Below are 24822 nucleotides of genomic sequence, written 5' to 3'. Positions count from 1 at the left end.
CGATGGACGCGAAGCCGATTGCGAAGGTGGTGGACCGGGCGCACGGGGCGATCGACCCGGCAGAAGGGATCGCCGCGGTGTCCGACCCGGGTTTCGGCGGTATCGACGTGTTCATCGGCAAGGTACGTGACGTGAACGTCGGTCGGGTGGTCACGGGCATCACCTACGATCTGTTCGAGCCGCTGGTGCTGAACGAAATCCAGCGCCTGGCGGCCGAGGTGGAGGCGGCGTTCGGGCCGCGCCTGAAGCTGTATGTGGCGCATGCCAGGGGGCGGCTGGGCATCGGCGATGTGGCCGTGGTGGTGGCCGCCGGCAGCCCGCACCGGGACGAAGCATTCCGCGCGTGCCGGCAGCTGATCGAGGCAGTGAAGCACCAGTGCCCGATCTGGAAGCAGGAACACTACGAGGATGGCGACAGCGCCTGGAGCGAGGGCTGCAGCCTGTGCCATGCGGACAGCACGCCCGCACATGGCCATGACCACGAGCACGGCCATTGACGGCATCGTGCTGGCTGGAGGCCTGTCCAGCCGCATGGGCCGCGACAAGGCGCTGCTGCCCTGGCGCGGGCGCACCCTGCTTGAGCACATGCGTGACGTGTTGATCGCGGCCGGTGCGCAGCGGGTGTGGGTGAGCGGTGACTATCCGGCCTTCGATGGCATTCCCGACCAGGTCGCGCGCTGCGGCCCGCTGGGCGGGCTTTACAGCGTGTCCCTGGCCATGCCCGATACCGTTGCGTGGGTGGTGCCGGTGGACATGCCCAGCTTGACCGGCGCCCTGCTGCATCGGCTGCACGGGGTGCCTTCCGCCTGCAGCGTGTTCTCCGGCGAGCCATTGCCGATGTGTCTGCAGATCAATGATCATTGCCGGCGGGCCCTGCGGACCTTGATCGAAGATCCACAGGCGCGGCGTTCGCTGCGTGCCCTGCAGGAGCGGCTGGCGGCGACGGCGTTGCCGCTGCCTGAGAATGAGCGTGCCTTGCTGTTCAACTGCAATACCGGGGCCGACTGGGAGTCCATCGCAACATGAAAGTCCAGCTGCAGCGGCAATCCATGCGCCTGCGTGTCGATGAAGAGGAACTGGCAGCACTGCTGGCCGGTGACTCGCTGGAGAACCTGACCCGGTTTGGTGGCACGGGCGGGTGGGGAACCGCGTTGTCGCTGCATGGGGGCGACCAGGCGGTGCTGCTGGACGGTGGCACGGTCTGCCGGCTGGTGCTGCCGCGCGATGCAGTGCAGGGGCTGGCAGCACGACTGCCGTCGCGTGATGGTCTGGAATTTTCCATCGCGCTGGATGATGACAGTTCGTTGCAGCTTCAGTTCGACGTGGATGTGCGCGACAGCATGCGCCAGCGCGGCCATCAGCGGCGGGGGCAGCGTCCGCCGCCGTGAGACCGGCCGCGGCACGCCTGCCGTATGATGAAGGCCTTAATCCAGGCATTCCGTGATGTTCTCCACTCCGTACCCCCAGGTTCGCCAGGGCGCGGCGACGCCGAACCCCGCCGCTGCCGATGACGGCGACGCGCTGCACTTCTGCAGTACCTGTGCATTCTCCGATGCCTGCATGTCGCAGGGGTATGACAAGGCCGCGCTGGGCGAACTGCATGTGCTGGTCGACCATGTCGGCCCGTTCCACGCGGGCGACTACATCTTCCGCGCCGGCGAGCCGTTCGATTCGATCGCGGCGGTGCGTGCCGGCATGGTCAAGACGTTTGTCGATGACAGCCAGGGCAACGAGCAGGTGCTCGGTTTCAGTCTGCCCGGTGAGGTGATCGGCCTGAACGCGATCCACGAGGCACGCTTTCCCTGCAATGCCGTGGCGCTGGATACCGTGTACCTGTGCCGGATCTCATTCCCCAGGCTGAGCCTGCTGGCCACCCGCATGCCGGGCCTGCAGGCGCGGCTGTTCAGCCTGCTCAGTGCGGAGATCGGCAAGGTCGCCCTGCTGGCGGCCAACCATCGCACCGAAGAGCGGATGGCCGCGTTCCTGCTGGACATGTCCGAGCGCTACGCACGCCGCGGGTTCTCCGCCACCCGGTTCAACCTGACGATGGCACGCACCGAGATCGCCAATTACCTGCGGATGGCACCGGAAACCGCCAGCCGCGTGCTGCGCCGGCTGAGCGATGATGGGATCATCGCGGTCAGGCAGCGGGAAATCCTGTTGTTGCAGCCCGAGCGCCTGGCATTGCTGGCATCGGCCGATGAATCCGATCCGAACTGAATCTGGCCGGGAGCCGACGATGACGCGAGCGGGACTGGTAGTGCTGGGGGTGCTGGCGTCGCTGCCGGCGTACGCGGCCGAGCTGACGGTATCGGCGGCGTCGAGCCTGACCGAGAGCTTCCGTGAACTCGGTGCCGCCTATGAGAAGGCCCATCCCGGCGCCCGGGTCGATTTCAACTTCGCCGCCTCCGGCGTGCTGCTGCAGCAGATCAGCCGGGGCGCACCGGTCGATGTGTTTGCTTCGGCGGACGAAGTCACCATGGATCAGGCACAGCGGCAGGGCCTGCTGGCTGCCGGTACCCGCGAGGTGTTCGCGGTGAACGCGCTGTGGGTGGTGGTGCCGCCGCAGACCAGGGGCGGGCCGCGTAGCCTGAAGGATCTCGCGGGTGCCGACGTGCGGCGCCTCGCGCTGGGCAACCCGGACAGCGTGCCGGTCGGCCGCTATGCCAAGGGTGCGCTGGAAGCGGCGGGCCTGTGGCCGTCGGTGCAGGGCAGGATCGTCACCACGCAGAACGTGCGCCAGTCGTTGGATTACGTGGCTCGGGGCGAAGTGGACGCCGGTTTCGTCTACGCCACCGACGCACAGGCCATGGCCGGCCGCGTGCGTCGTGCCTTCGCAGTGCCGGTTTCCGGACGCATCGCCTATCCGCTGGCGGTGACCCGGGCCAGCACGCAGCCAGCCGAAGCCAGGCGCTTCGCCACCTTCGTGCGGTCGGCACAAGGTCAGGCGATCCTGGCCAGGCACGGGTTCGGCAAGCCCTGACGGATGGACCTGGACTGGAGCGCGCTGGGGTTGTCGCTGAAGGTCGCCGGCTGGGCCACGGCGATCAATCTGGTGCTGGGCGTTGGATTGGGGGCGTTGCTGGCGCGTCGGCGCTTCCCCGGCCGCGAACTGCTGGATTCGCTGCTGACCCTGCCGATGGTGCTGCCGCCGACGGTGCTCGGTTATTACCTGCTGGTGCTGATAGGGCGCAACGGCCCCATCGGCGCGTGGTTGCAGTCGTGGTTCGGCATCAACCTGATCTTTACCTGGCAGGCGGCGGTGGTCGCCGCGGCAGTGGCTTCGCTGCCGCTGGTGTTCAAGCCGGCACGCGCGGCGTTCGAGGATGTGGACGGGCAGCTGGAGCAGGCCGCGCGCACGCTCGGCGTGTCGGAGGCGGCGGTGTTCTTCCGCATCACGCTGCCGCTGGCCTGGCGCGGCATTCTCGCCGGCCTCCTGCTGGCGTTTGCCCGGGCGATGGGTGAGTTCGGCGCGACGCTGATGGTGGCCGGCAGCATCCCGGGTCGTACGCAGACGCTGTCGATCGCCATCTACGAGGCGGTGCAGGCAGGGCAGGACGGCAGGGCCAATGCGCTGGTGATCCTGACGTCGGTAGTGTGCATCGTCATCCTGCTGCTGGCGGCACGCCTGGTGGGCGGGCATCGCAGGGAGCTGCGCGATGTGGCTTGACCTGAAGGTGCAGCGCCGGATGCAGGCAGCGGGCCAGGTCTTCGAACTGGACGTCACGCTGCAGTGCACGCAGCGCCAGGTGGTGGTGTTCGGCCCGTCCGGGGCAGGCAAAAGCCTGACGCTCAAGGCCGTGGCCGGACTGCTGCGTCCCGGACAGGGCCATGTAACGCTGCAGGGGCAGGTGCTGTTCGATTCCCACGCGCGGGTCGACCTGCCACCGCAGCGGCGTCGCCTGGGGTACGTGTTCCAGGACTACGCGCTGTTTCCCCACCTGAGCGTGCGCCAGAACGTGGCGTTCGGGCTGCAGCGGAGCTGGTTCAATCCACGCCGTGGCCAGCGCTTCGACGTCGTCGAGCAGTGGCTGCAGGCGTTCCGTATCGACCACGTGGGGGATCTTCTGCCGTCGCAGATCTCCGGCGGCCAGCGTCAGCGTACGGCCCTGGCGCGGGTCATGGTGACCCAACCGCAGGCATTGCTGCTGGACGAGCCGTTCGCCGCACTGGACCACGACCTGCGCCAGCACCTGCGCGAGGAGCTGGCGGTGGTGCTGGACAGTACCGGCATTCCGCTGCTGCTGATCAGCCACGATCCTCAGGATGCCGTCGTCTTCGGCCAGCAGGTCGCGCACATGGCGGACGGCCGGGTCGTCGGCGATTGATGCATGCGCTCGTGCCGGGCCACGGCCGGCCGAATCGATCCAGGGTCAGTACAGCTCGCAGTGAATGCGGCCCTCCCCGCGCAGCAGGTCCCAATGCCCCTGGCCGCCAATGGCATCGATGGCCTCGCGCACCGCGTCTTCCAGGTGGCGCTTGTTGCCGCACAGGTACAGGTGCCCGCCGCGGGACAACACCTGCCTTACTTCGCGGGCGCGCTGCCGCAGCACATGCTGCACATACATCTTTTCGGCTCCGTCACGCGAGAAGGCAGGATGCAGGCCGGCGAGCACGCCGCGCGCATGCCAGTCCTGCAGCTGCTCGCGATACAGGTAATCGTGTTCGCAATGCTTCTCGCCGAACACAAGATGCAGTTCGCGTCCGCAGCCATTGGCCTGCACCTGCTGCACCAGGCCGATCAGCGGCGCGATGCCGGTGCCGGTGCCGATCAGCAGCAGGGGCGCGCTGCCGGTGTCGGCCAGATGGAAGCCGGGATTGGAGCGGCAGTACACGCGGGCGTGGCTGCCCCCCCGCAGCAGGCTGCCGGTGGCGGTACCGGAACGCTCGCGGCCGCGCAGGGTGTAGCGCACTTCGCGTATGCACAGGCTCAGCTGGCCGTTGCCGGGATGCGAGGCGATAGAGTAGGCCCGTGGCAGGCGCGCTGACAGGATGTCGCGCAGCCTGGCCAGCGGCACGCGGTCCGGGCTGGCGTGGTCCTGCAGGATATCCAGCACGTCCAGACCGTGCAGGTAGGCATCCAGCTCGCGCTTCTGGCTGACCTTCAGCAGCGACTTCAACCGCTCGCTGCCGCCCAGCCTGGCCAGCTCGCGCAGCACGCCCCTGCCCAGCAGCCGCAGTTCGCGGTCCTGCAGCATGGCGATGGCCGCATTGTCGCCGTACCAGGTGGCAAGGGCCTGCAGCAGTGCAGGGTCGTGGTCCGGCAGCACGTGCACCGTGTCGCCGGCGCGGTAGGCCATGCCACTGCCGGCAATATCCAGCTGCAGGTGCCACGCGGCCGGATCACTGCTGTTGACGCGGTGGCGCTCGACGATGGGCGCGGCGAAGGCATTGTCGTCACCGTAGGCGGTAACCTGCAGATGCAGGTCCTGGCCGGCGGCGGCATCGCCCTCGAGCACTTGGCGGAGCACCGGCTGCCACTGCTGGAAAAACCGTTCATAGCCGAGGTCGGCGTCGACCCGCCGCAGCAGCGGCTGGGCTTGGCGTTCGCTCAGCGCCGCGTCCAGCGCTCGGGTGAAGCCGCAGAATCGAGGGTAGCCGGTGTCGCCCAGGCCGAACACCGCGTAGCGCAGGCCGGGCAGCGACCCGGTCTGGCACACGCTCTGGAAGAAGCGTTCGCCGTTGGCGGGCGGCTCGCCGTCGCCGAACGAACTGGAGATCGCCAGCAGCACATCGCCCTGGCCCAGGCTGGCAACGTCAATGTCGTTGAACGGCAGCACCTGCGGCGCGAGCGCTTGCAGGCCAGGGTCCGCGCCCAGGCGCTGGGCCAGGGCGCGGGCATTGCCCGATTCGGAGGCGAAACCCACCAGCAGGCGGCGAACCGGTGTGGCAGCGATGGTGTTCACGCGGCCTCGTAGAAGTCGTCGAATTTCTCCTTGCTGAACTCGACCTGCTCGAAGTCCTGCATCAGGTCGTTCACCACGCGGCGGATGCTGATGTACGCGGTGATGTTGCCTTCGGCGTCGAACAGCGGCTGGACGGTGGTGTCGACCACATAGAGCACGCCACCCTTGCCCAGGTTCGGCACGATGCCGGTCCAGATGCCGCCGGCCTTGATCGTGTCCCACATGTCCTTGTAGACGGCCTTGGGCACATCCGGATGGCGCACGATGCTGTGCGGCTGGCCGATCAGTTCTTCACGTGCGAAGCCGGTGAGCGTGCAGAACAGATCATTGGCGTAGGTGATGTTGCCCTGCAGGTCAGTGGTGGAGATCACCATGACCTTCTGCAGGGCGTTCAGGAGCTGGCTGTTGTCGGGGGTGTCGTGCATTGCAGGGTCCTTGTGGCTGCCGGAAACGCCGGCATGTTCGGGTCCTGCATAGAGATACCCCCGCGTGCCGGCGGCCGGTTTGACATTGGTCAAGGGGGAGGCAGGGATCGCCTGCGACGGGATGTCGCATATGGCACCCAGCCGACCGCCACCACCCAGGCCACGGGCAGCGCGCGCACGGCATCCAGGTGGATGTCCCGTCCGGGAGGCATCGATGGGCGTGATGAACGCGGCATGCGTACTCAGCTCATGACGCGTTGTCACAAAGAAATCGCCAGGGCTTCACGGCCGATTGATCGCATGCGGGGCTATTGTCCTTTCTGAGCCTCTCGCTGACGTCCCCCACGTTCTGCGTCGACTTCCCTCTCCGCTTCAGCGCCCGCCCGGGCGCCGTTGGCGTCCGTCTGCCTGAACACTACCGAGATCATCGCCATGGCCCGCGTCGTCCAGTCCGCTTCACCCGTTGCGACGCCTCCCGGTGCACCTGTACCCATCGGGACCCGCCGGGGCCACTCACAGCCGTTGAAGTTGCCGGAACTGGTACAGCGCGTGCTGTTTGTCGCGACCGAAATGGCCGACTTCGTCAAGGCGGGAGGCCTGGGCGATGTGGCCGCGGCCCTGCCACGCGCGGTGCGCGGCGCGTGTGATTCGCGCGTGCTGCTTCCCGGCTACCCGGAGGTGCTGCAGCGCCTGCCGCAGCTGCGGGCGGTGGGGCAGGTCAGCCAAAGAGCCGGCCTGCCTGCGTGCACCATCGGCATGGCGGTGCAGGCCGACGGCCTGCCGATCTACGTGCTGCTCTCGCCTGAGCTGTATGAGCGGGAAGGCTCGCCCTACGTGGATGGGCAGGGACAGGAGTGGAAGGACAACGCGGTTCGCTTCGCCACGCTGTCACACGCGGCTGCGGAGATTGCGGCCGGGCGTGCCGGGCTGGACTGGTCACCGCAGCTGCTGCACCTGAATGACTGGCCGGTGGCCATGGCCGCCGCTTACGTGCGCTGGGACCGGACGGCCGTGCCGACGCTGCTGACGATCCACAACCTGGCTTACCAGGGCCTGTTCCCGTATGCGCTTGCGCCGGTGCTGGGCGTACCGGCCGCGCACCTGGATGAACTGCACTTCCACGGACAGATGTCATTCCTGCAGGGCGGCATCACCAATGCCACGCGGCTGAACACAGTCAGCCTGCGCTATGCACAGCAGATCACCGCCCCGGATGATGGATGCGGACTGCATGACCTGCTGGCCCGGCGTGCCGCCGGCGGTCACCTGAGCGGCATCGTCAACGGCATCGACGCCAGCTGGGATCCGCGACGCGACATCCACCTCAAGGCGCACTTCGGCATCGGCGAATGGACCGGACGCGCGACCAACGCACATGCGGTGCGCAGGGCGTTCGGCCTGGCGCCCTCGACCGGCCCGCTGTTCGCGGTGGTTTCCCGCCTGGTGCACCAGAAGGGGCTGGACATCACCTGTGACGTGGCGCCACAGATCGTCGCAGCCGGGGGGCAGCTGGTCGTCATCGGCGGCGGCGAGCCGCAGGTGGAAGCACAGGTGCAGGCGCTGGCCCGGCGCTACCCGGGCCGGGTGGGCGCATTCATCGGGTTCGAGGAAGCGCTGGCGCGCCAGATGTTCGCCGGCGCCGACTTCCTGCTGATGCCTTCGCGTTTTGAACCCTGCGGGCTCAGCCAGATGTACGCGCAGCGCTTCGGCTGCCTGCCGGTCGCGCATGCGACGGGCGGGCTGGTGGACACCGTCGAAGATGGCGTGACCGGTTTCCTGTTCCACGGTGCCAATGCCGATGGCCTGCGCCGCTGCGTGGAGCGGGCGATGCGCACCTTCCGTCTGCCAGGCCTGCTGCAGGCCATGCGCCGCGCCGCCATGCTGCGGCCGGGCGGCTGGGATGCGGCCGGGCGAGCCTATCTGGCGCTGTACCAGCAGACCTGCCAGGTGGCCGCATGAGCCACGACAGCGCGCATCTGGCCGCCCTCGAGGACGACACTACCGCTGACACAGCACTGGATCACCGCATCGCGCCGGCGCTGGAGGACCTCGTCCATGCCCGCCCGGCAGATGCATTTGCCTGGCTGGGCCCGCACCGCCAGCGCGAGGGTGAACGGCGGTTGCGCGTGCTGGTGCCGCACGCGCAGCGCGTCGAGGTGATCGGAGAAGACGGGCGACGCTGGGATCTGCACCCGGGCCCCTTGCCCGGCCTGTTCGAGGGCGCCGCCGGTGAAGCGGCGGTGCCGCTGCTTGCCCTGCATTTCGAGCAGGGTGTGGAGCAGGTGCACGATGCCTATGCCTTCGGCCCGCTGCTGGACGAGGCGCTGCTGCAACGCTTCCATGCCGGTGATGCCGATGCGGCGCGCCAGCTGGGCGCGGTCCCGATGCAGGTGCAGGGGATCGCCGGCGTGCGCTTCGCGGTGTGGGCGCCCAATGCGCGGCGGGTCGCCGTGGTCGGCGATTTCAACGGATGGGATGGCCGACGCCATCCGATGCGGCTGCGCCATGCGGCTGGCGTGTGGGAACTGTTCCTGCCCGGCGTGCAGGCCGGTGCCCGCTACAAGTTCCGCATTGTCGGGGCTGATGGCCAGGTGATGCCCGACAAGTTCGACCCGATGGCGCGCTGGGCCGAACTGCCACCGGCCACCGCCTCACGCGTGCCTTCGGCGGCGCCGATGCAGTGGCATGACGAGGGTTGGAGGGCGGCCCGGCGCCAGGCGGGCGCCGGCGCGCCGCTGTCCATCTACGAGGTACATGCGGGCTCCTGGCAGCGCGGCGATGATGGCGCACCGCTGGACTGGGATGCGCTGGCCGACCGGCTGATTCCGTACGTGGCCGGACTCGGCTTCACCCACATCGAACTGCTGCCGGTCAGCGAGCATCCCTTCGGCGGTTCCTGGGGCTATCAGCCGCTGGGGATCTACGCACCGACGGCGCGCCATGGGACCCCGCACGCCTTCGCGCGCTTCGTGGATCGCTGTCACCAGGCCGGAGTGGGGGTGATCGTGGACTGGGTGAGCGCACACTTCCCCAACGACGCGCATGGCCTGGCCGGTTTCGACGGAACCGCGTTGTACGAGCATGCCGACCCGCGCGAAGGGGTGCACGCCGACTGGGACACGCTGATCTACAACTATGGCCGCAACGAAGTGGCCGCTTACCTGATCGGTAGTGCCTTGGAGTGGGTGGAGCGGTTCCACATTGACGGACTGCGCGTGGACGCAGTGGCGTCCATGCTGTACCGGGATTACAGCCGTGCTGACGGTGAGTGGATACCCAACGAGCAGGGCGGGCGAGAGAACCTGCAGGCGGTCGCCTTCCTGAGGCGGATGAACCAGACCCTGCGTGAGCGCTTCCCGGACGTGTTGGTGATTGCCGAGGAATCCACCGCGTGGCCGGGGGTGACCGCGCCGGTGGAGGAGGGCGGGCTTGGCTTCACCCACAAATGGAACATGGGCTGGATGCACGACACCCTGCAGTACCTGGGGCGCGATCCTGTCCATCGCCAGCATCACCACAGCGAGATCAGCTTCGGCCTGGTCTACGCCTTCTCAGAACGCTTCGTGCTTCCGCTGTCGCATGACGAGGTGGTGCATGGCAAGGGCGCGCTGCTGGCCAAGATGGCAGGCGAACCGGCGCAGCGGCTGGCCCAGCTTCGTGCGTATTACGGCTTCATGTGGGCGCACCCGGGCAGCAAACTGCTGTTCATGGGCGGCGAGTTCGGCCAGGGACATGAGTGGTCGCACGATGCAGCACTGGACTGGGAACAGGCGACCAGCAGTGAGGGCCGGGGCCTGTCGCGTCTGGTGGGCGACCTCAATGCCGTCCTCCGCTCCGAACCCGCGCTGCATCGTGACGAGCGCGATGAACGCGGTTTCGACTGGAGCGTGGCCGATGACAGCCGCAACAGCGTGTATGCCTTCATCCGCCGGGATCCTGCCGGCAGCGGCCGCACCCTGCTGGTGGTGAGCAACTTCACCCCGGTGCTGCGCGAGGGTTACCGGGTCGGTGTGCCGCAACCGGGGCGCTGGACGGAACGCCTCAACACCGACAGCGCGCATTACAACGGCGGCAATGCGGGCAACCTCGGAGCGGTGCAGACCGAGCCAAGGCCGATGCATGGCCACGCCCAGTCGCTGCGGCTGACCCTGCCGCCGCTGTCCACGCTGTACCTGCAGGTTGATGCATGACCACAGCGTCCCCGCGTCTGGGCGCTTGGCGTGCGGCCGGTGAGGGGGTGGAGTTCCGTGTGTGGGCGCCGGACGCAGACACGATGACGCTGTGCCTGCAGGGTGCGCTGCGGCCGATGCAACGCGAGCCGGACGGTTGCCACTGGCTGCGGACACAGGCATCGCATGGCGACCGGTACCGGTTCCGCCTCCCTTCAGGCCAGGACGTGCCAGATCCGGCCTCGCGCTGGCAGCCGGACGGCATCGATGGCGACAGCGCCGTGGTGCTGGACACCGGCAGGGCGCAGGCCACGTGGCAGGGGCCTGCCTGGCAGGACCTGGTCATCTGTGAAGTGCACATCGAGGCAGGCGGCGGCCTCGCTGCACTGACCGCGCAGCTGCCGATGCTGGCCGCAACGGGCATCACCGCCATCGAGCTGATGCCGGTTGCGCAGTTTCCCGGCCGGCGCAACTGGGGCTACGACGGTGTGTTCCCCTACGCACCGGCCCATGTCTACGGCGGGCCGGCAGCGCTGAAGGCTTTCATCGACGCGGCGCATGATGCCGGACTGTCGGTGCTGCTGGATGTGGTCTACAACCACTTCGGACCGCAGGGCAACCCTCTGCGTGACTACGCGCGGGCGTTCTTCCGTGACGATCGCAGCACCCCCTGGGGTGAGGCGATCGACTTCCGCCAGCCCTGGGTGCGGCGCTTCTTCATCGACAATGCGCTGATGTGGTTGCGCGACTATGGCTTCGATGGGCTGCGCCTGGACGCGGTACACGCCATCGACGATGACCGCTTCCTGCAGCAGCTGGCCGATGAGGTGCGCGCGGAGGTGCCGCACGCGCACCTGGTGCTGGAGAACGAACGCAACCAGGCGCGGTGGCTGCGCGGTGCCTATCAGGGGCAATGGAACGACGACTTCCACAACGCGCTGCACGTGATGCTGACCGGCGAGCAGGAAGGCTATTACGCGGCCTACGCCGGTCGCGCCGACGCGCTGCTGGCCCGCTGCCTGGCAGAAGGATTCGCCTGGCAGGGTGAACCTGATCTGGGCGGCCATCCCCGCGGCGAACCCAGCAGCGACCTGTCGCCCGCGCGCTTCGTTGTATTCGCGCAGAACCACGACCAGGTCGGCAACCGTGCCTTCGGCGAGCGCCTGTCGATGCTGGTGGATCCGGCGCGGCTGCGCGCGGCGCTGGCGCTGACCCTGCTGACGCCGATGATCCCACTGCTGTTCATGGGTGAACCGTGGCAGGCGCGGTCGCCGTTCCTGTTCTTCACCGACTATGCGCCGCCGCTGGACGAGGCGGTGCGCGAGGGGCGTCGCCGCGAGTTTTCCGGCTTCAGTGCCTTCGCCGATGCCGCCTCGCGTGCGCGTATTCCGGACCCGAACGATCCGGCCACCCTGCAGGTCTCGTACACGCCGCCGCCCGGCGATGATCCCTGGTCGCAGCAATGGCTGCGTTGCACAGGCGGGTTTTTGGCCCTGCGCAGACGCTATCTGCAGCCCGGCCTGCTGCAGGCCCGGTCGCTGGGTGCGCGGGTGCTTGGCGAGGGGGCGGTGCAGGCGGGTTGGCAGCTGCCATCGGGCCAATGGTGGATCGCGATCAATGTGGGCCCACGGCCCGTGGCGCATGCGGTGCCGGCCGGCGAGCGCGTTGTGGGTCCCGACGTTGCCGGTGTGCTGCCGGCAGGCGGCAGTGTTGTTGCGTGCTGGGTGGCGGCATGAGGACGGATACATCGGTTCGGGACGCCGCACGCCGGGCAGGTCTCCTGGAGCGCTGGACCGACGTGGCCGGCGTCGAGCGCGAAGTCGCGCCGGACGTGCTTCGCGCGGTGCTGGAAGGGCTGCACTGCGATGGTGCGCCGGTGCGCGCCCGCTTGCTCACCGCCTGCTATGGCCAGGTACTGGTGATGCCGGAGGCGACGGGGGCGGCGTGCTGGGTGGATGAACAGGGGCGCGAGCTGCCAGCACGGCCTGATGCGCAGGGGCGCTGGCGAGTTCCGGATCAACCGGGCTATTGGCAGTGGCGCCAGGGCGGGCGGCAACAGGCGGTCGCGGTGGCGCCGCCGCGAGCCTGGTGGCCACCGCGCATGCTGCGCGGTTGGGGTCTGTCGGCGCAGGTCTACAGTCTGCGCGCCCGTGGCGATGCAGGCATCGGTGACAGCGCCGGCTGCACACGGTGGCGTGAGCTGCTGCATCGGCATGGAGGCGATGCACTGGCATTGAGTCCGCTGCACGCCGGCTTGCCACCCGGCCCGGGCTACAGCCCCTATTCGCCCAGTGACCGGCGCTGGCTCGATCCGCTGCAGGTAGCTCTTCCGCAGGTGCTGCCGGAGGCTGCCGACAGCGTGCTGCGCCAGGACGAGGCACTGGCGATGGCAATTGATGCCGCCACCGCTGCACGCCGCATCGACTGGCCGCACTCGGCGGCATTGAAGTGGCGCTGGCTGCGACAGGTGCGCCACTGGCTGCGGCAGCAGGCACCGGCACAGTGCGAGCAGATCGAGACCTGGTGCGATGCGCAGGGCGAACCGCTGCTGCACTATTGCCAGCACGCCGCCGACGGGATCACCGGGAGCGCCGACGACCATGCATTTGCGCAGTGGCTGGCGCAGCAGGGCTGGGTGCAGGTGCACGCGGCGCTGCGCAGTGATGGCGCGTCGATCGGATTGATTGCCGATCTGGCCGTGGGCTGTGCACCGCAGGGCGTCGAGGCACGCACCGGTGGCGCCGATCTGCTGCAGGGGCTTGAACTGGGTGCGCCGCCGGATGCGTTCAATCCGCTCGGCCAGGCCTGGGGCATCACCAGCTGGTCACCGTTGGCGTTGCACCGCGAGGGCTTTGCACCGTTCATCCGCGTACTGCGCGCCGTGATGGCCGGCCGCGGCGGCCTGCGCATCGACCACATCCTCGGCCTGCAGCGGCTGTGGGTGTTGCCTCACGGCGCTGGCGCCGGGCAGGGCGTGTACCTGCGCTATCCATTCGATGACCTGATCAATCTGCTGGTGCTGGAATCGTGGCGGCATCGCTGCGTGCTGATCGGTGAAGACCTGGGGGTGGTGCCGCCGGGCATCCGCCAGCGGCTGGCAGCCCGGGGCATCCTGGGCATCGAAGTGCTGCCGTTCGCCCGCAACGGCGAGCGCTTCCTGCCGGCGCCGCGGTGGCGCCGCGATGCGGCGGCCATGCCGTCCACCCACGACCTGCCACCACTGGCCGGCTGGCTGCGCGGGCGCGACCTGCGCTGGCGTGCCCGCCTGGGTGAGCTGGAGGACCTGCCGGCAGCACTGCGCGTGCGTGCGCGAGACGTGCAGGCGCTGGCCGCGGTCTGCGGTGGTGACGGCGCGGCCGTGGAGGACGGAGCGCTGTCACTGGTTGCCCATGCAGCGTCGCGGCTGGCGCTGCTGCCATTGGAAGATGTGCTGGGCAGCCGTGCGCAGGTGAACCTGCCAGGCACCGTCAGCGGCCATCCGAACTGGCGACGGCGGTTGCCGCTGGCGTGGGACGGTGCCGCCGCCGATGCGCGCCTGGCGCGCCTGAGCAACACGCGCCGCAGGGCAGGGCGATGACGAGGTTGCGTGCCACCGCGCGCCTGCAGGTGCATGCAGGCTTCGACCTTGAGGCGGCCGCAGCACAGGTGTCGTATTACGCCGCACTGGGCGTCAGTCACCTTTACCTGTCGCCGATCGCGACTGCGGTGCCGGGGTCCACACATGGCTACGATGGCATCGACCCGGCCAGCATCAATCCGCAGCTGGGCGGCGAAGCGGCCTTCCGCCAGCTGGCCACCGCGGCGCGCTCACACGGCCTGGGTCTGATCCTGGACATCGTGCCCAACCATCTGGCGGCATCCCCGCACAGCCACTGGTGGAGCGATGTGCTGATGCACGGGCGTCGAAGCCGCCACGCGGGTTGGTTCGATATCGACTGGGAGGCGCCGGGCTGCGAAGGCCGGCTATGGTTGCCGGTGCTGGACCGGCCAGTGCACGACGCCGTGCGCGACGGCGTACTGCGGGTCGGGGTGGACGATGAGCGGCCAGGGTTGCGCCATCATGGGCTGGTCCTGCCGTTGTCGCCGCGCAGTCATCCCCTGGACGCCGCGCAGTGGCCGGCGTGGGCCGAACGCTGCAACCGCAGCGTCGAACGGTTGCAGGCACTGCTGCAGCGGCAGCACTACCGGCTGGCGTGGTGGCGCACGGCAGGCGATCAGGTGAACTACCGGCGCTTCTTCGATATCAACGAACTGGCCGCGCTGCGGGTGGAGCGCGAGGACGTGTTCGAAGCGGTGCATGCGCTGCCGTTGCGGCTGGTGCGTGAGGGCTGGGTGGATGGCCTGCGCATCGACCATGTGGATGGCCTGTCGTCGCCCGGCACCTATCTGCAGCGCCTGCGCGAAGCGATCAACGCTGCCTGCGCAGCCGGGAGCCGTGATCCGGAGGCGGTGACCCTGCACGTCGAGAAGATACTGGCCGAGGGCGAGCAGCTGCCAGAGGGATGGGCCTGCGACGGGACCACCGGCTATGACTTCATGGACCAGGTCGGCGCGTGGCTGCACGATCCGGCAGCGGCGCCCGCGCTCGCGCGCGCCTGGCAGGCGGCGAGCGGCGACACGCACGACTTTGAACAGATACAGCAGGACGCGCGCGGGATGCTGCTGCGCCAGTCGCTTCACACCGACTTCCAGCGCCTGCTGCGCAGTGCGCAGCAGGTTCTGCAGCCCCGGCTGGCCGAGGCCGACATCGGTACGGCCGCCCTGGCGCGCGCGCTGGCCGCGCTGCTGCGGCACTACCGCACCTATCGCCCGTATTCGCTGCGTGACGCCGGTGAGCGGAAGGCATTGGTCGCCGCTGCTGCCGCCGCGCGAGCCGCGCTGGACGGTGCCGGACGGGCGGCACTGGACCTGCTGCTGCAGGCACTTCCCGGCCAGGCACCGGCTGAAAGCGAGCTGCGCGTGCGCTTCGGGCAGCTGGCCGCGCCGTTGAACGCCAAGTCGGTGGAGGATACCGGCTTCTATCGTTACTTCAGACTGCTCTCACGCAACGAAGTCGGCAGTGATCCGCAGCGGCTGGGCATGCAGGGACGCGAGCTGCTGCAGCATGCAGCGCGGCGCCTGCGACGCCATCCCGAGGCACTGCTTGCGCTGGCGACCCACGATCACAAGCGGGGCAGCGACAGCCGGGCGCGGCTGGCGGTGCTCAGCACGTGCGCGGCGGAGTGGCGGGATGCTGTACGGCGCTGGAGCCGGATGGCCGCCAAGGCCGGCATGCCGCTGCCGTTGCCGGGCGCCGAGGCGTATGCGCTGTGGCAGGCGCTGGTGGCGGCGTGGCCGATGCAGGGCGCCCCCGGTGCCGACTTCGCATCGAGGATGGCGGACTGGCTGACCAAGGCCCTGCGCGAGGGCAAACGGATCAGCAACTGGTCCGATCCCGATGTGGCAGTGGAGGACGCCGCTGCGCAGTGGCTGCACGCGCTGCTGGAGGGAGCACCCTTGCTGCCGGTGCGCGAGGCGCTGGCGACCTTCGTGGCCCGCATCGCGCCGGCGGGCGCCTGCAATGGATTGGCACAGCTGTGCCTGCAGCACTGCCTGCCCGGTGTGCCTGACCTCTATCAAGGCGGCGAAGGCTGGGACCTGAGCCTGGTGGACCCGGACAACCGCCGGGCCGTGGACTATCCGGCGCGGCAGGCATGGCTGCGGGACACGCGCTCCTGGCCCGCGCTGCTGCAGGACTGGCGGGACGGCGGCATCAAGGCATTCCTGCTGCGGCAGCTGCTGGATTGCCGCCGCAGGCACCCGCACCTTTTCCTGTACGGCGAGCTGCAGCCGCTGTCCGCGCCTGCGCGCTCGCCCTGGCTGGCGTTCGTGCGCAGGCACCAGATGCAGGTACTGCTGGTGATCGTGCAGCGCGGCTCGCCCGTCGCCGTGCCCGGGCCCGGCCTGAACGTTGCGCGTGGCGTCGCCACCGGCCCAACGCTGCGCGGGCTTCCGGCAGGACGCATGCGCAACCTCCTGGACGGACGCATCGAACATTTCAATGAAACCGCGGATGCAGCACGGCTTCTGGCTGGCAGCCCGCTGGCGGTATGGATCAACGAGGAGACGGGTAGGGATGGACAGCAGGGAACGACGGCAGCGGATTGAGGCTTTGGCCCACCAGATATGGGAAGCGGAAGGGCGCCCGGACGACCAGCAGCAGCGGCACTGGCACATGGCCGAGCGGCTGGTGGAGGCCGAGATTGCCGCGGCGCGCGGCGAGGAGGGCAGCGATGGCGAGCCGTAAGTGGGCACAGACCTCGCGCGTGCGCGAAGGCCGGCCCTTCCCGCTGGGTGCAACCTGGGACGGGCTGGGCGTGAACTTCGCGCTGTACTCGCGGCATGCCACCCGGGTCGAACTCTGCCTGTTCGACGCGCGCAACCGCGAGGTGGAGCGCATCGCGCTGCCCGAGTACACCAATGAGATCTGGCACGGCTATCTGCCCGATGTAAGGCCCGGGCAGCGCTACGGTTACCGGGTGCACGGTCCGTATGCGCCGGAGGAAGGGCATCGCTTCAATCCCAACAAGCTGCTGCTGGACCCTTACGCCAAGCAGATCGTCGGCGAGCTGAAGTGGGCGCCCCACCTGTTCGGCTACACCCTGGGCCATCGCGATGGCGATCTCAGTTTCGACCGCCGCGACAGCGCCAGCTACATGCCACGCTGCGCCGTGATCGATCCGGCCTTCAGCTGGGGTGTCGAGCGCGCACCCGAAACGGCCTGGGACAGGACCGTGATCTACGAAGCGCACGTGCGCGGGTTGACCATGCAGCATCCTGATGTCCCGCAGGCCGAGCGGGGCACCTTCTCTGCACTGCGGCATGATGCGGTGGTGGATCACCTGAGCCATCTGGGTGTGACCGCCATCGAGCTGCTGCCCGTGCACGCCTACGTGGACGACCAGCAGCTGCTCGAGCGTGGGCTGCGCAACTACTGGGGGTACAACACCATCGGCTTCTTCGCCCCACAGCCGCGTTACCTGTCGACGGGCACCGTGGCCGAGTTCAAGCAGATGGTCGCGCGGCTGCACAATGCCGGCATCGAAGTGATCCTGGACGTGGTCTACAACCACACCGCCGAGGGCAACGAGCTGGGCCCGACGCTGTCGTTCAAGGGCATCGACAATGCCAGCTACTACCGCCTGGCCGATGATCGCCGCTATTACATCAACGATACCGGCACCGGCAACACGTTCGACCTGACCAATGCCGGCGCGCTGCGCATGGTGATGGACTCGCTGCGCTACTGGGTGACCGAGATGCGGGTGGACGGTTTCCGCTTCGACCTGGCGACCATTCTTGGCCGTGAGCGCCATGGCTTCGACGCCTCGGGCAGCTTCCTCGATGCGGTACGCCAGGACCCGGTCCTGAGCCAGGTGAAGCTGATCGCCGAGCCCTGGGACATCGGCCCGGGCGGCTACCAGCTGGGCCAGTTCCCGCCGGGTTGGGCGGAATGGAACGACCGCTTCCGCGATACAGTGCGCGCGCTGTGGCGTGGCGATGGCGGGCAGCTGCCGGAGTTCGCCACCCGTTTCACCGGCTCGGCCGACCTGTTCGAACACCACGGCAGGCGGCCGTCGGCCAGCATCAACCTGGTAACGGCACACGACGGGTTCACCCTGCACGATCTGGTGAGCTACAACGACCGCCACAACGAGGCCAACGGCGAGGACAACCGCGATGGCCATTCGCACAATCTTTCCAGCAACCACGGTGTGGAGGGCGACACCGATGATCCGGCGATCCTCTCGTTGCGTGCACGGCAGATGCGCAACCTGCTGGCCACGCTGCTGCTGTCGCAGGGCACGCCCATGCTGCTGGCCGGCGACGAGTTCGGCCATTCGCAGCGGGGCAACAACAACGCGTACTGCCAGGACAACCCGCTGAGCTGGATCGACTGGGAGCGTGCCTCGCAGCCGGCGGCGCAGGCGCAGGTGGCATTCGTGCGGCGTGCACTATCGCTGCGCCGGCGCTACGGCCTGCTGCGCAGGAACCGGTTCCTGCGCGGTGAATACGATGAAGCGCTGGGCCTGCGCGATATCGACTGGCGGCATCCGGACGGCCGCAGCATGGAGGAGGCGGACTGGCACGACCCCGAACTGCGCGCGCTGCTGATTGTGCTGGACGGTCGAAGCCCCGACAGCGGCCTGCGTGAGCCCGGGCGGCATGTCAGCCTCGCCCTGCTGTTGAATGCCGGAGACCAGCCGCAGCGGTTCCGCGTATCGGATCAGGCGCTGTCGTTCCGGCGCGTACTGCTGCAGACCGACGAGGCGCCGCTGGAGCAGGACGGCACCGGCGACTGGACCCTGCCGCCGCGCAGCCTGTGCCTGCTCGCGGCCAGCAGCGCCTGATTGCAGCGCGCCCGCTCGGCGCGAAGACCGATCGGCAGCGCCGGGTTCCGCCCGGCCTGCCGTGAATCAGCCCAGCAGATGGCGCAGCAACCCGGCCGAGACCACGCCGATCAGCACGGTCGGCAGCATCGACAGCCGGGTGGCGGCCAGCAGGGTGATGGCCAGCGCAGCCAGATCGGCGGGCTTGTCGGCAACGAAATCCGGGGCGATCACCGAGATCAGCACGCAGCCCGGCGCGGCCTCCATGACCGTCACCGCACGCTTGCCGAGGGTGCGGTTGCGCAGGGCCAGGAAGCCGATGATGCGGGTGAGGTAGGTAACGGCTGCCATCAGCACGATGGTGAGCAGCGAGCTCCACTGGATCATGCCGCGTCCTCCGCCAGCAGCCAGGCGGCCACCAGCCCGGCCAGCGCACCGCTGGCGACGTACCAGGCGCCCGGAACCAGCAGATGGGTGCCTGCGGCCACCAGCAGGCTGACCAGCCAGGGCCGCGCTGCGCGCAGGCCCTGCCACATGCCACGCAGCAGTACCAGGAACACCGCGGGGAAGGCCATGTCGAATCCATAGGCATGGATGTCGCCCAGCAGCGGGCCGGCGATCGCCCCCAGCGTCGTGCAGGTCACCCAGACCCCATACAGGCCGGCCGAGGTGCCCAGGTAGTAGGCGAGGCTGAAACCGTGGATGCGCCGCCGCGCGTCGGCGACACCCAGGGCCCAGCTTTCGTCGCACATGAAGAACAACGCCGGCAGCGTACGACGGCGTGGCAGGTGCTGCAGCAGCGGTGCCAGGCTGGCCCCCATCAACAGATGGCGACTGTTGACCAGCGCGGTGATCGCTACGATGAGCGCGATGTGCGGAGGTGACGTCCACAGCTCGATGGCGGCGAACTCCGAGCCGCCGGCGAAGTTGAGCCCGGTCATGAGCGGTACTTCAAGCGCCGACAGGCCCTTCTGCGCAGCCTGTGCACCGAGCACCAGGGCGAAGGGAACGAAGCCGATCATCACCGGCACGGCAGCGCGCAGGCCGCGCAGGAACTCGGCGCGGGGCGTGACGTGGCAGGGGGCGTCAGGCGGAAGGAGGGAGGGTTGGGCGTCCATGTAGCGGAAGCGAGTGAGGGGGGCTTCATCCTAGCGGCGACGGCACGAAATCGGGTTGCGTTGATGCCATTCAATTGAGAATGTTGCGCATCTGATGCGGCAGATGGCCATGAGGGTGAAATCCAATGCAATCTCAACTCGATAACCTTGATCGCCGGATTCTAGAGGCGCTGCAGGTCGATGGTCGTCTGCAGAACCTGGAGCTGGCCAGGCAGGTCGGTCTTTCGCCGTCGGCCTGCCTGCGCCGGGTCCGGCTGCTGGAGGAGGGCGGCTACATCGACCGCTATGTGGCGCTGCTGAACGAGACCAAGGTCGGACGGGGCTTCACCGTATTCGTGCGGGTCTGGCTGCGTGGGCAGGACGAGGACACCACCAACCACTTCATAAACAGCATCAAGTCCCTGCCGGAAGTGCTTGAATGTCATCTGATGGCAGGCGATTGCGATTTTCTGCTGCGGGTGGCCGTGGCCGACCTGGACGCGTATCGCCAGTTCCAGATCCGGCATCTGAACAGGATCGCCGGGGTGCAGAACACCAAGACCGAGATCCCGATGCAGCGGATCAAGCAGACCACCCGGCTGCCGCTTTGAGGCCACGCCGCGCCGGCCCCCGGTGCGGTGGTCATCGCAATGACATCTGCCCCCGGTAGGGTCTGACCCCGCTTGCCGGTCGCGCGCGGGCGACCTCCCGGTCGTGCCGCCTGCCTCCGTCACAGCTGCTGTCGCTGCCGAGGGTCATGTGTTCAACGTCAGGGGGCTGGATGGACGCCACGCGGTCAGAACATGGAGAGTGGCCATCGCTGCGTGGCTGCTGCTGGCCTTCGTCGCCACGGCCGAGGACGACGTCCGTGCCTACGACATCCCGGCGCAGCCGCTGGAACAGGCAGTGGAGCGCTTCAGTGTCAGCAGCGGGTGGTCGGTGATGTACGCCGGCGAACTCGCTGCCGGTCGGCGCAGTTACCCGCTGCACGCCAGCCTGCCGCCGCTGCAGGCGCTGCAGATCCTGCTGCAGGAGACCGGCGTCGAAGCCGAGGTGATCGGCGCGCAGCGCGTGGTGCTTCGGCTGCGCGCGCAACCCGAACGCGCGGCCGGTACCGTCGGCCTGCTGCCGGAATCCGAGCGCAGCCGTCGTTTTGGCGGGCTGCAGCAGCGGCTGCGCGACGCGTTCTGTGACGACCCCCTGCTCGCACCGGGCCGCTACGCGGCGACGCTGCGTTTCCGCATCACCGCCGAGGGCCATGTCGACGATGCCGAACTGCTCGTCGGCAGCGGCGACGCCCGGCGCGATCGGCGCCTGTTGCTGGCCATCGGCAGGCTGGCGCCGTCCATCGACGCCGCCGCGTTGCCGCAGCCGGTGACGCTGCAGATCCAGCCCTCCCGTGCCGACCACGACTGTGGCCGGCGGCAGCCCCTTCCATGATTTCAAGGATTCGAACATGAGCAACGGAACGGCCGGGGCGGTGGACCTGATGGATCACCTGCTGGGGGCTTACGATGAACTCAAGCGCCGGCTGGTGCGCAAGCTGGGCTCGGAAGAGCTGGCAGGCGATGCGCTGCAGGACACCTGGATGCGCCTGAGCGCACGCCGCGACCGGCTGGACCCGGTGCAGAATCCGGCGGCCTATCTGCTGCGCATGGCGATGAACACCGTGATCGATCGGCAGCGCGCCGACCATCGCCTGCTCAGCCTGGAAGAAGTGGACGCGCTGATGGAGATGGCCGATCCGGGCCCCGGTCCAGCTCAGGCTGCGGAGCTTGATCGTGCCCTCGAAGACATGGTCGGCCTGCTGCACCGCATGCCCGAACGCCGCCGCCGGATCCTGCTGGCGATCCGCGTGGACGGCCTGCAGCAGCGGGACGTGGCCGAGCAGCTGGGCGTGTCGCTGCGGCTGGTGCAGCGCGAACTGAAAGCGGCCCAGGACTATCTGGCCGAGCGCAGCGGGCAGGACCGGCAGGTGCGGTTCTGACCGGCGGCGTCCGTCTACACTTTGACGCCGAGCAGAACCCCGCAGCGTGCGGGCATGGCTGGACTGCGCATGGACCCTGATGATCGCCCGCACCGCACGCTCGACGCCGTGGAGCGCCAGGCCCACGCCTGGGTGGTGCGTCTGACGTCGGGCGAGGCCACGGCAGCCGACGGACGCAGGTTCCGCCAATGGTGCGCGACCGATTCGCGTCACCGCGAAGCGTTTGCCCGTGCGCGGCGGCAATGGGAGCAGGTGCGCGTGGCCGGTGAGCAGGTCCCGGCTGCGGCGCGCCAGCCGCAGGCACCGGGCCTGGCACGGCGATGGAGCCGGCGTGCATTCCTGGGGGCGGCCATCGCCGCCCCCGCCAGCCTCGCCGTGGTGGCAGCGATCCGTCCACCGTTGGGGCTGTGGCCGTCGGTGAGTGCGATGGCGGCCGACTTCCATACCGGCACCGGCGAGCGCCTCCAGCTTGCGCTGACGCCGCAGTTGACGCTGGAGCTGGATACGCAGAGCAGTCTGCGGCGCCGGATGGGTGCGGGTGGCGAGGGTTACGAGCTGGTGCAGGGGCAGGCGGCATTCGAGACCGCTGCGGGTTCACGCCTCCCACTGTACGCGGGGCCGGGCTGTGTGATCGCCGATGAGGGCGCAGCCCGGCTGGACGTGCGCAATACCGGGGGACACGTCCGGGTGACGTGCCTGCGCGGCAGCGCCCGCATCGAGCACCCGCAGGGCCGGCTGCGGCTGCAGGCCGGACAGCAGACCCGCTACGACGAACGCCTGAGCGGCGTGGTGGCCGAGGCCGTGGCCGGCGAGGTCAGCGCCTGGACCGAAGGCATGCTGGTGTTCCGCCGCGCGCCGTTGCGCGAGGTGGTGGACGAGATCAATCGCTATCGCCGCGGCAGGGTCCTGCTCGGTGACGGCGCACAGGCGCGTGCGCCGGTCAGCGGTCGCTTCCGCATCGATGACCCGGACGCGGCGCTGGAACAGCTGCGGTTGACGCTGTCGTTGGAGCTGCGTCGCTTCCCGGGCGGTATCGCCGTCCTGGGGTAGAGCCCCCGGCCACGCGCGTCGCGTGGCTGCCGCATGCAAGGAGAAGCCAAGGAATGCGCAACGAGACCATCGGTGTGCTCGACCTGCGACGCAACCTGTCCGCATTGCTGGAGACCACGCAGCGGCGTCCATTGACGGTGCATCGCTATGGATCGCCTTGGGTCTGCGTGGTGTCCGATCCGCAGTGGCAGGAACAGTCCGTGCTGCTGGATTTCGACCCGCAGGGCCATCCGCTGGCTGCCCTGCTGAGGTTGCAGCAGGCGCTGTCGCTGCCGGAGAAGGGCAGCGTATCACCGGCAATGGCGGCCCGCGGTCTGCTGCTGATGGCGATGCATGGCATACAGGGCCTGCCACAGTTGCACGACCAGGTGATCCATCACCGCTTGTGGCACTGGTTCGTGGCCGGTGCGGTGACTGCGATGGACGGATGGCAGTTGCCGGCACTGCGCCAGGCCACGGCCGCGTTGCTGGCCGACGCGGACGCGGCCGGGTTGCTGTCCGCATTTGCCCGACGTCCCGACGTGATGGTGCTGGCACGACAATGCGGCGGCATCGCTCCGCTGCTGGATGCCGATGCCTGCAGGCGCATGACGTCGCTGTGACAGAGGGGCTGAACCGCAACGCACGGCACATCACGCGCAACGCGCTGTCGCTTCATCGACCCTGCTGACGTCTTCTCCAGAGTACGGCGCATCCGCGTCGTGGAGCGCAGGCAGCGTCGATGGCGGAACGTCGCAGGATCAGCATGCTCGAGCTGGATCGCCACCTGAGCCGGTCGCTGGAACAAGCCCGGCACGCGCCGCTGTGCGTACAGCGCTACGGGCATCCGTGGGTCTGGGTGCTTTCCAGCGACGCCTGGGCAGACGCCGCGCGATGGGCGGCGCTGGACGTCGAGGCGCATCCGCTGCTGGCGCTGCGCCGCGCAACCGATGCGCAACTGCCGGCGTGGCCGGAAGCAGCCATCGCGACGCTGCCCCTGGACATGGACGATGTCCGCATGCTGCAGCGTGCCGCTCTGCTGCTGTGGGTGCAGGCACTGGACAGCGCGCAACGGGTACACGATGACCTGCGCCATCACCAGGTGTACCGCCGCTTCGTCGGCTTCGGCCGTGGCAGCGCCTGGTCGCCGACGCAATGCGTGCGGATCCTGCAGGCCAGTCGCCACCCGCTGCTGCGTCGCTGCGTGGAAGGCGCGTTGGCGGCGGTACCTGCAACGCTGCTGCAGTCGGCTGGCGTGCCGCCGGCGGGCGCCAGCGTAGACAGGGTGGAGCAGCAGCGAATTGCAGGTGGATGTTTATCGTACTGACACATGCGCCGCTGACCATGGTGCAGCGGTCCCTTCCAGGATGACGAGGGCGGAACAATGGCAAGACAGCTTCGTGGTGGCAGGGCCCGGCAGCACGGTTTCAGCCTGATCGAGATCATGGTGGTGGTGGTGATCATCGGCATTCTTGCCGCACTGATCGTGCCGCGCCTGATGGATCGTCCCGATCAGGCGCGGGTGGTGGCGGCACGCCAGGACATCGCCGCACTGATGCAGGCGCTGAAGCTCTATCGCCTGGACAATGGCCGCTACCCCAGCACCGAGCAGGGATTGCAGGCGTTGGTGGCGCCGCCCAAGAGCAGCGGCGCGATGCCGACAACCCCCTATCTGGACCGCCTGCCGAACGACCCCTGGGGGCATCCGTACCAGTACCAGAACCCGGGCGCGCACGGCGACATCGACGTGTTCTCCCTTGGCGCGGACAGCAAGGCCGGAGGTGATGCCGGCAATGCGGACATCGGCTCCTGGCAGCTGTGAGGTCCACCGATGTCGCCT

Annotated in this window: 25 protein-coding genes; 21 read left to right on the top strand and 4 right to left on the bottom strand. The window is 68.7% G+C overall.

The genetic code is table 11. The features are described from left to right. The first annotated feature begins 2 nt into the window (after nt 1–2). From QMZ25_RS10155 to QMZ25_RS10125, 7 genes are read left to right on the top strand one after another with little or no spacing between them, the layout of a single operon-like run. Nucleotides 3–497 (top strand): molybdenum cofactor biosynthesis protein MoaE, encoded by a 495-nt coding sequence (locus QMZ25_RS10155; RefSeq protein ID WP_065183010.1) that lies wholly within the window; start codon nt 3–5, stop codon nt 495–497. Then, nucleotides 475–1026 (top strand): molybdenum cofactor guanylyltransferase, encoded by a 552-nt coding sequence (locus QMZ25_RS10150; RefSeq protein ID WP_229765869.1) that lies wholly within the window; start codon nt 475–477, stop codon nt 1024–1026. The genes QMZ25_RS10155 and QMZ25_RS10150 overlap by 23 nt, the downstream gene beginning before the upstream one ends. After that, nucleotides 1023–1388 (top strand): hypothetical protein, encoded by a 366-nt coding sequence (locus tag QMZ25_RS10145; protein WP_053519762.1) that lies wholly within the window; start codon nt 1023–1025, stop codon nt 1386–1388. Before QMZ25_RS10150 ends, QMZ25_RS10145 begins: the two co-directional genes overlap by 4 nt. 55 nt (nt 1389–1443) lie before the next feature. After that, entirely contained in the window at nt 1444–2220 is a 777-nt protein-coding gene (locus QMZ25_RS10140; RefSeq protein WP_053519761.1) for a helix-turn-helix domain-containing protein, read from the top strand. Nucleotides 2221–2239: 19 nt separating this feature from the next. After that, entirely contained in the window at nt 2240–2983 is a 744-nt protein-coding gene (gene modA / locus QMZ25_RS10135) for a molybdate ABC transporter substrate-binding protein (RefSeq protein WP_065183006.1), read from the top strand. 3 nt (nt 2984–2986) lie between these two features. Continuing rightward, nucleotides 2987–3670: a molybdate ABC transporter permease subunit gene (gene modB, locus QMZ25_RS10130; RefSeq protein ID WP_065176130.1), complete on the top strand. Its 684-nt coding sequence runs from the start codon at nt 2987–2989 to the stop codon at nt 3668–3670. Beyond that, nucleotides 3660–4328, top strand: coding sequence for an ATP-binding cassette domain-containing protein (locus tag QMZ25_RS10125; protein ID WP_283219563.1), 669 nt, complete (start codon nt 3660–3662; stop codon nt 4326–4328). Before modB ends, QMZ25_RS10125 begins: the two co-directional genes overlap by 11 nt. Before the next feature lie 45 nt (nt 4329–4373). Here the strand turns inward: QMZ25_RS10125 and QMZ25_RS10120 are convergent, their stop codons facing one another. Both QMZ25_RS10120 and QMZ25_RS10115 read right to left on the bottom strand, forming a co-directional pair. Continuing rightward, complete coding sequence (locus QMZ25_RS10120) at nt 4374–5906, bottom strand: sulfite reductase flavoprotein subunit alpha (RefSeq protein ID WP_283219562.1); 1533 nt, start codon at nt 5904–5906, stop codon at nt 4374–4376. Continuing rightward, entirely contained in the window at nt 5903–6331 is a 429-nt protein-coding gene (locus QMZ25_RS10115; protein ID WP_065176127.1) for a PAS domain-containing protein, read from the bottom strand. Before QMZ25_RS10115 ends, QMZ25_RS10120 begins: the two co-directional genes overlap by 4 nt. Before the next feature lie 432 nt (nt 6332–6763). Between QMZ25_RS10115 and glgA the strand changes: the two genes are divergently transcribed. From glgA to glgX, 7 genes are read left to right on the top strand one after another with little or no spacing between them, the layout of a single operon-like run. Then, entirely contained in the window at nt 6764–8290 is a 1527-nt protein-coding gene (gene glgA / locus QMZ25_RS10110) for a glycogen synthase GlgA (RefSeq protein WP_164152872.1), read from the top strand. After that, nucleotides 8287–10521 (top strand): 1,4-alpha-glucan branching enzyme, encoded by a 2235-nt coding sequence (locus tag QMZ25_RS10105; protein ID WP_279941570.1) that lies wholly within the window; start codon nt 8287–8289, stop codon nt 10519–10521. The genes glgA and QMZ25_RS10105 overlap by 4 nt, the downstream gene beginning before the upstream one ends. Beyond that, entirely contained in the window at nt 10518–12236 is a 1719-nt protein-coding gene (gene treZ / locus QMZ25_RS10100) for a malto-oligosyltrehalose trehalohydrolase (protein WP_065176125.1), read from the top strand. The genes QMZ25_RS10105 and treZ overlap by 4 nt, the downstream gene beginning before the upstream one ends. Further along, nucleotides 12233–14077 carry a 4-alpha-glucanotransferase gene (locus QMZ25_RS10095; protein WP_283219561.1) on the top strand — a complete coding sequence of 615 codons (1845 nt, stop codon included), beginning with the start codon at nt 12233–12235 and terminating at the stop codon, nt 14075–14077. Before treZ ends, QMZ25_RS10095 begins: the two co-directional genes overlap by 4 nt. After that, nucleotides 14074–16647: a malto-oligosyltrehalose synthase gene (treY, locus tag QMZ25_RS10090; RefSeq protein WP_283219560.1), complete on the top strand. Its 2574-nt coding sequence runs from the start codon at nt 14074–14076 to the stop codon at nt 16645–16647. Before QMZ25_RS10095 ends, treY begins: the two co-directional genes overlap by 4 nt. Then, a complete protein-coding gene (locus tag QMZ25_RS10085; protein ID WP_080375226.1) occupies nt 16616–16786 on the top strand; it encodes a DUF2934 domain-containing protein in 171 nt (56 codons plus the stop codon). Before treY ends, QMZ25_RS10085 begins: the two co-directional genes overlap by 32 nt. Continuing rightward, nucleotides 16773–18890: a glycogen debranching protein GlgX gene (gene glgX, locus QMZ25_RS10080; RefSeq protein ID WP_065183001.1), complete on the top strand. Its 2118-nt coding sequence runs from the start codon at nt 16773–16775 to the stop codon at nt 18888–18890. The genes QMZ25_RS10085 and glgX overlap by 14 nt, the downstream gene beginning before the upstream one ends. Before the next feature lie 66 nt (nt 18891–18956). Here glgX and QMZ25_RS10075 read toward each other — a convergent pair whose 3' ends face one another. After that, nucleotides 18957–19256 carry an AzlD family protein gene (locus tag QMZ25_RS10075; protein WP_053516356.1) on the bottom strand — a complete coding sequence of 100 codons (300 nt, stop codon included), beginning with the start codon at nt 19254–19256 and terminating at the stop codon, nt 18957–18959. Next, nucleotides 19253–19987, bottom strand: coding sequence for an AzlC family ABC transporter permease (locus tag QMZ25_RS10070; RefSeq protein WP_283219559.1), 735 nt, complete (start codon nt 19985–19987; stop codon nt 19253–19255). The genes QMZ25_RS10075 and QMZ25_RS10070 overlap by 4 nt, the downstream gene beginning before the upstream one ends. Nucleotides 19988–20112: 125 nt before the next feature. Here QMZ25_RS10070 and QMZ25_RS10065 point away from each other — a divergent pair, with 125 nt between their 5' ends. The 7 genes from QMZ25_RS10065 to gspG all read left to right on the top strand — a co-directional run bounded on the left by QMZ25_RS10065 (nt 20113) and on the right by gspG (nt 24804). After that, on the top strand, nt 20113–20577 hold the full coding sequence (locus tag QMZ25_RS10065) for an Lrp/AsnC family transcriptional regulator (protein WP_128988259.1): 465 nt from the start codon (nt 20113–20115) through the stop codon (nt 20575–20577). Nucleotides 20578–20725: 148 nt separating this feature from the next. Then, nucleotides 20726–21406 carry a TonB-dependent receptor gene (locus tag QMZ25_RS10060; protein WP_345782733.1) on the top strand — a complete coding sequence of 227 codons (681 nt, stop codon included), beginning with the start codon at nt 20726–20728 and terminating at the stop codon, nt 21404–21406. Nucleotides 21407–21422: 16 nt separating this feature from the next. Next, a complete protein-coding gene (locus tag QMZ25_RS10055) occupies nt 21423–21953 on the top strand; it encodes a sigma-70 family RNA polymerase sigma factor (protein ID WP_053516348.1) in 531 nt (176 codons plus the stop codon). A gap of 69 nt (nt 21954–22022) precedes the next feature. Then, nucleotides 22023–23003 (top strand): DUF4880 domain-containing protein, encoded by a 981-nt coding sequence (locus QMZ25_RS10050; RefSeq protein WP_345782732.1) that lies wholly within the window; start codon nt 22023–22025, stop codon nt 23001–23003. 53 nt (nt 23004–23056) lie between these two features. Further along, on the top strand, nt 23057–23605 hold the full coding sequence (locus QMZ25_RS10045; protein ID WP_065182997.1) for a hypothetical protein: 549 nt from the start codon (nt 23057–23059) through the stop codon (nt 23603–23605). 119 nt (nt 23606–23724) lie between these two features. Next, complete coding sequence (locus QMZ25_RS10040; protein WP_283219556.1) at nt 23725–24309, top strand: hypothetical protein; 585 nt, start codon at nt 23725–23727, stop codon at nt 24307–24309. A gap of 57 nt (nt 24310–24366) precedes the next feature. After that, nucleotides 24367–24804: a type II secretion system major pseudopilin GspG gene (gene gspG / locus QMZ25_RS10035; RefSeq protein ID WP_111186858.1), complete on the top strand. Its 438-nt coding sequence runs from the start codon at nt 24367–24369 to the stop codon at nt 24802–24804. Nucleotides 24805–24822 lie beyond the last annotated feature (18 nt).

Source organism: Stenotrophomonas sp. RS-48 (assembly GCF_030053245.1).
In the GTDB taxonomy this organism is placed as follows: domain Bacteria; phylum Pseudomonadota; class Gammaproteobacteria; order Xanthomonadales; family Xanthomonadaceae; genus Stenotrophomonas; species Stenotrophomonas maltophilia_P.
This window is presented reverse-complemented; position numbering and strand designations above follow the sequence as displayed.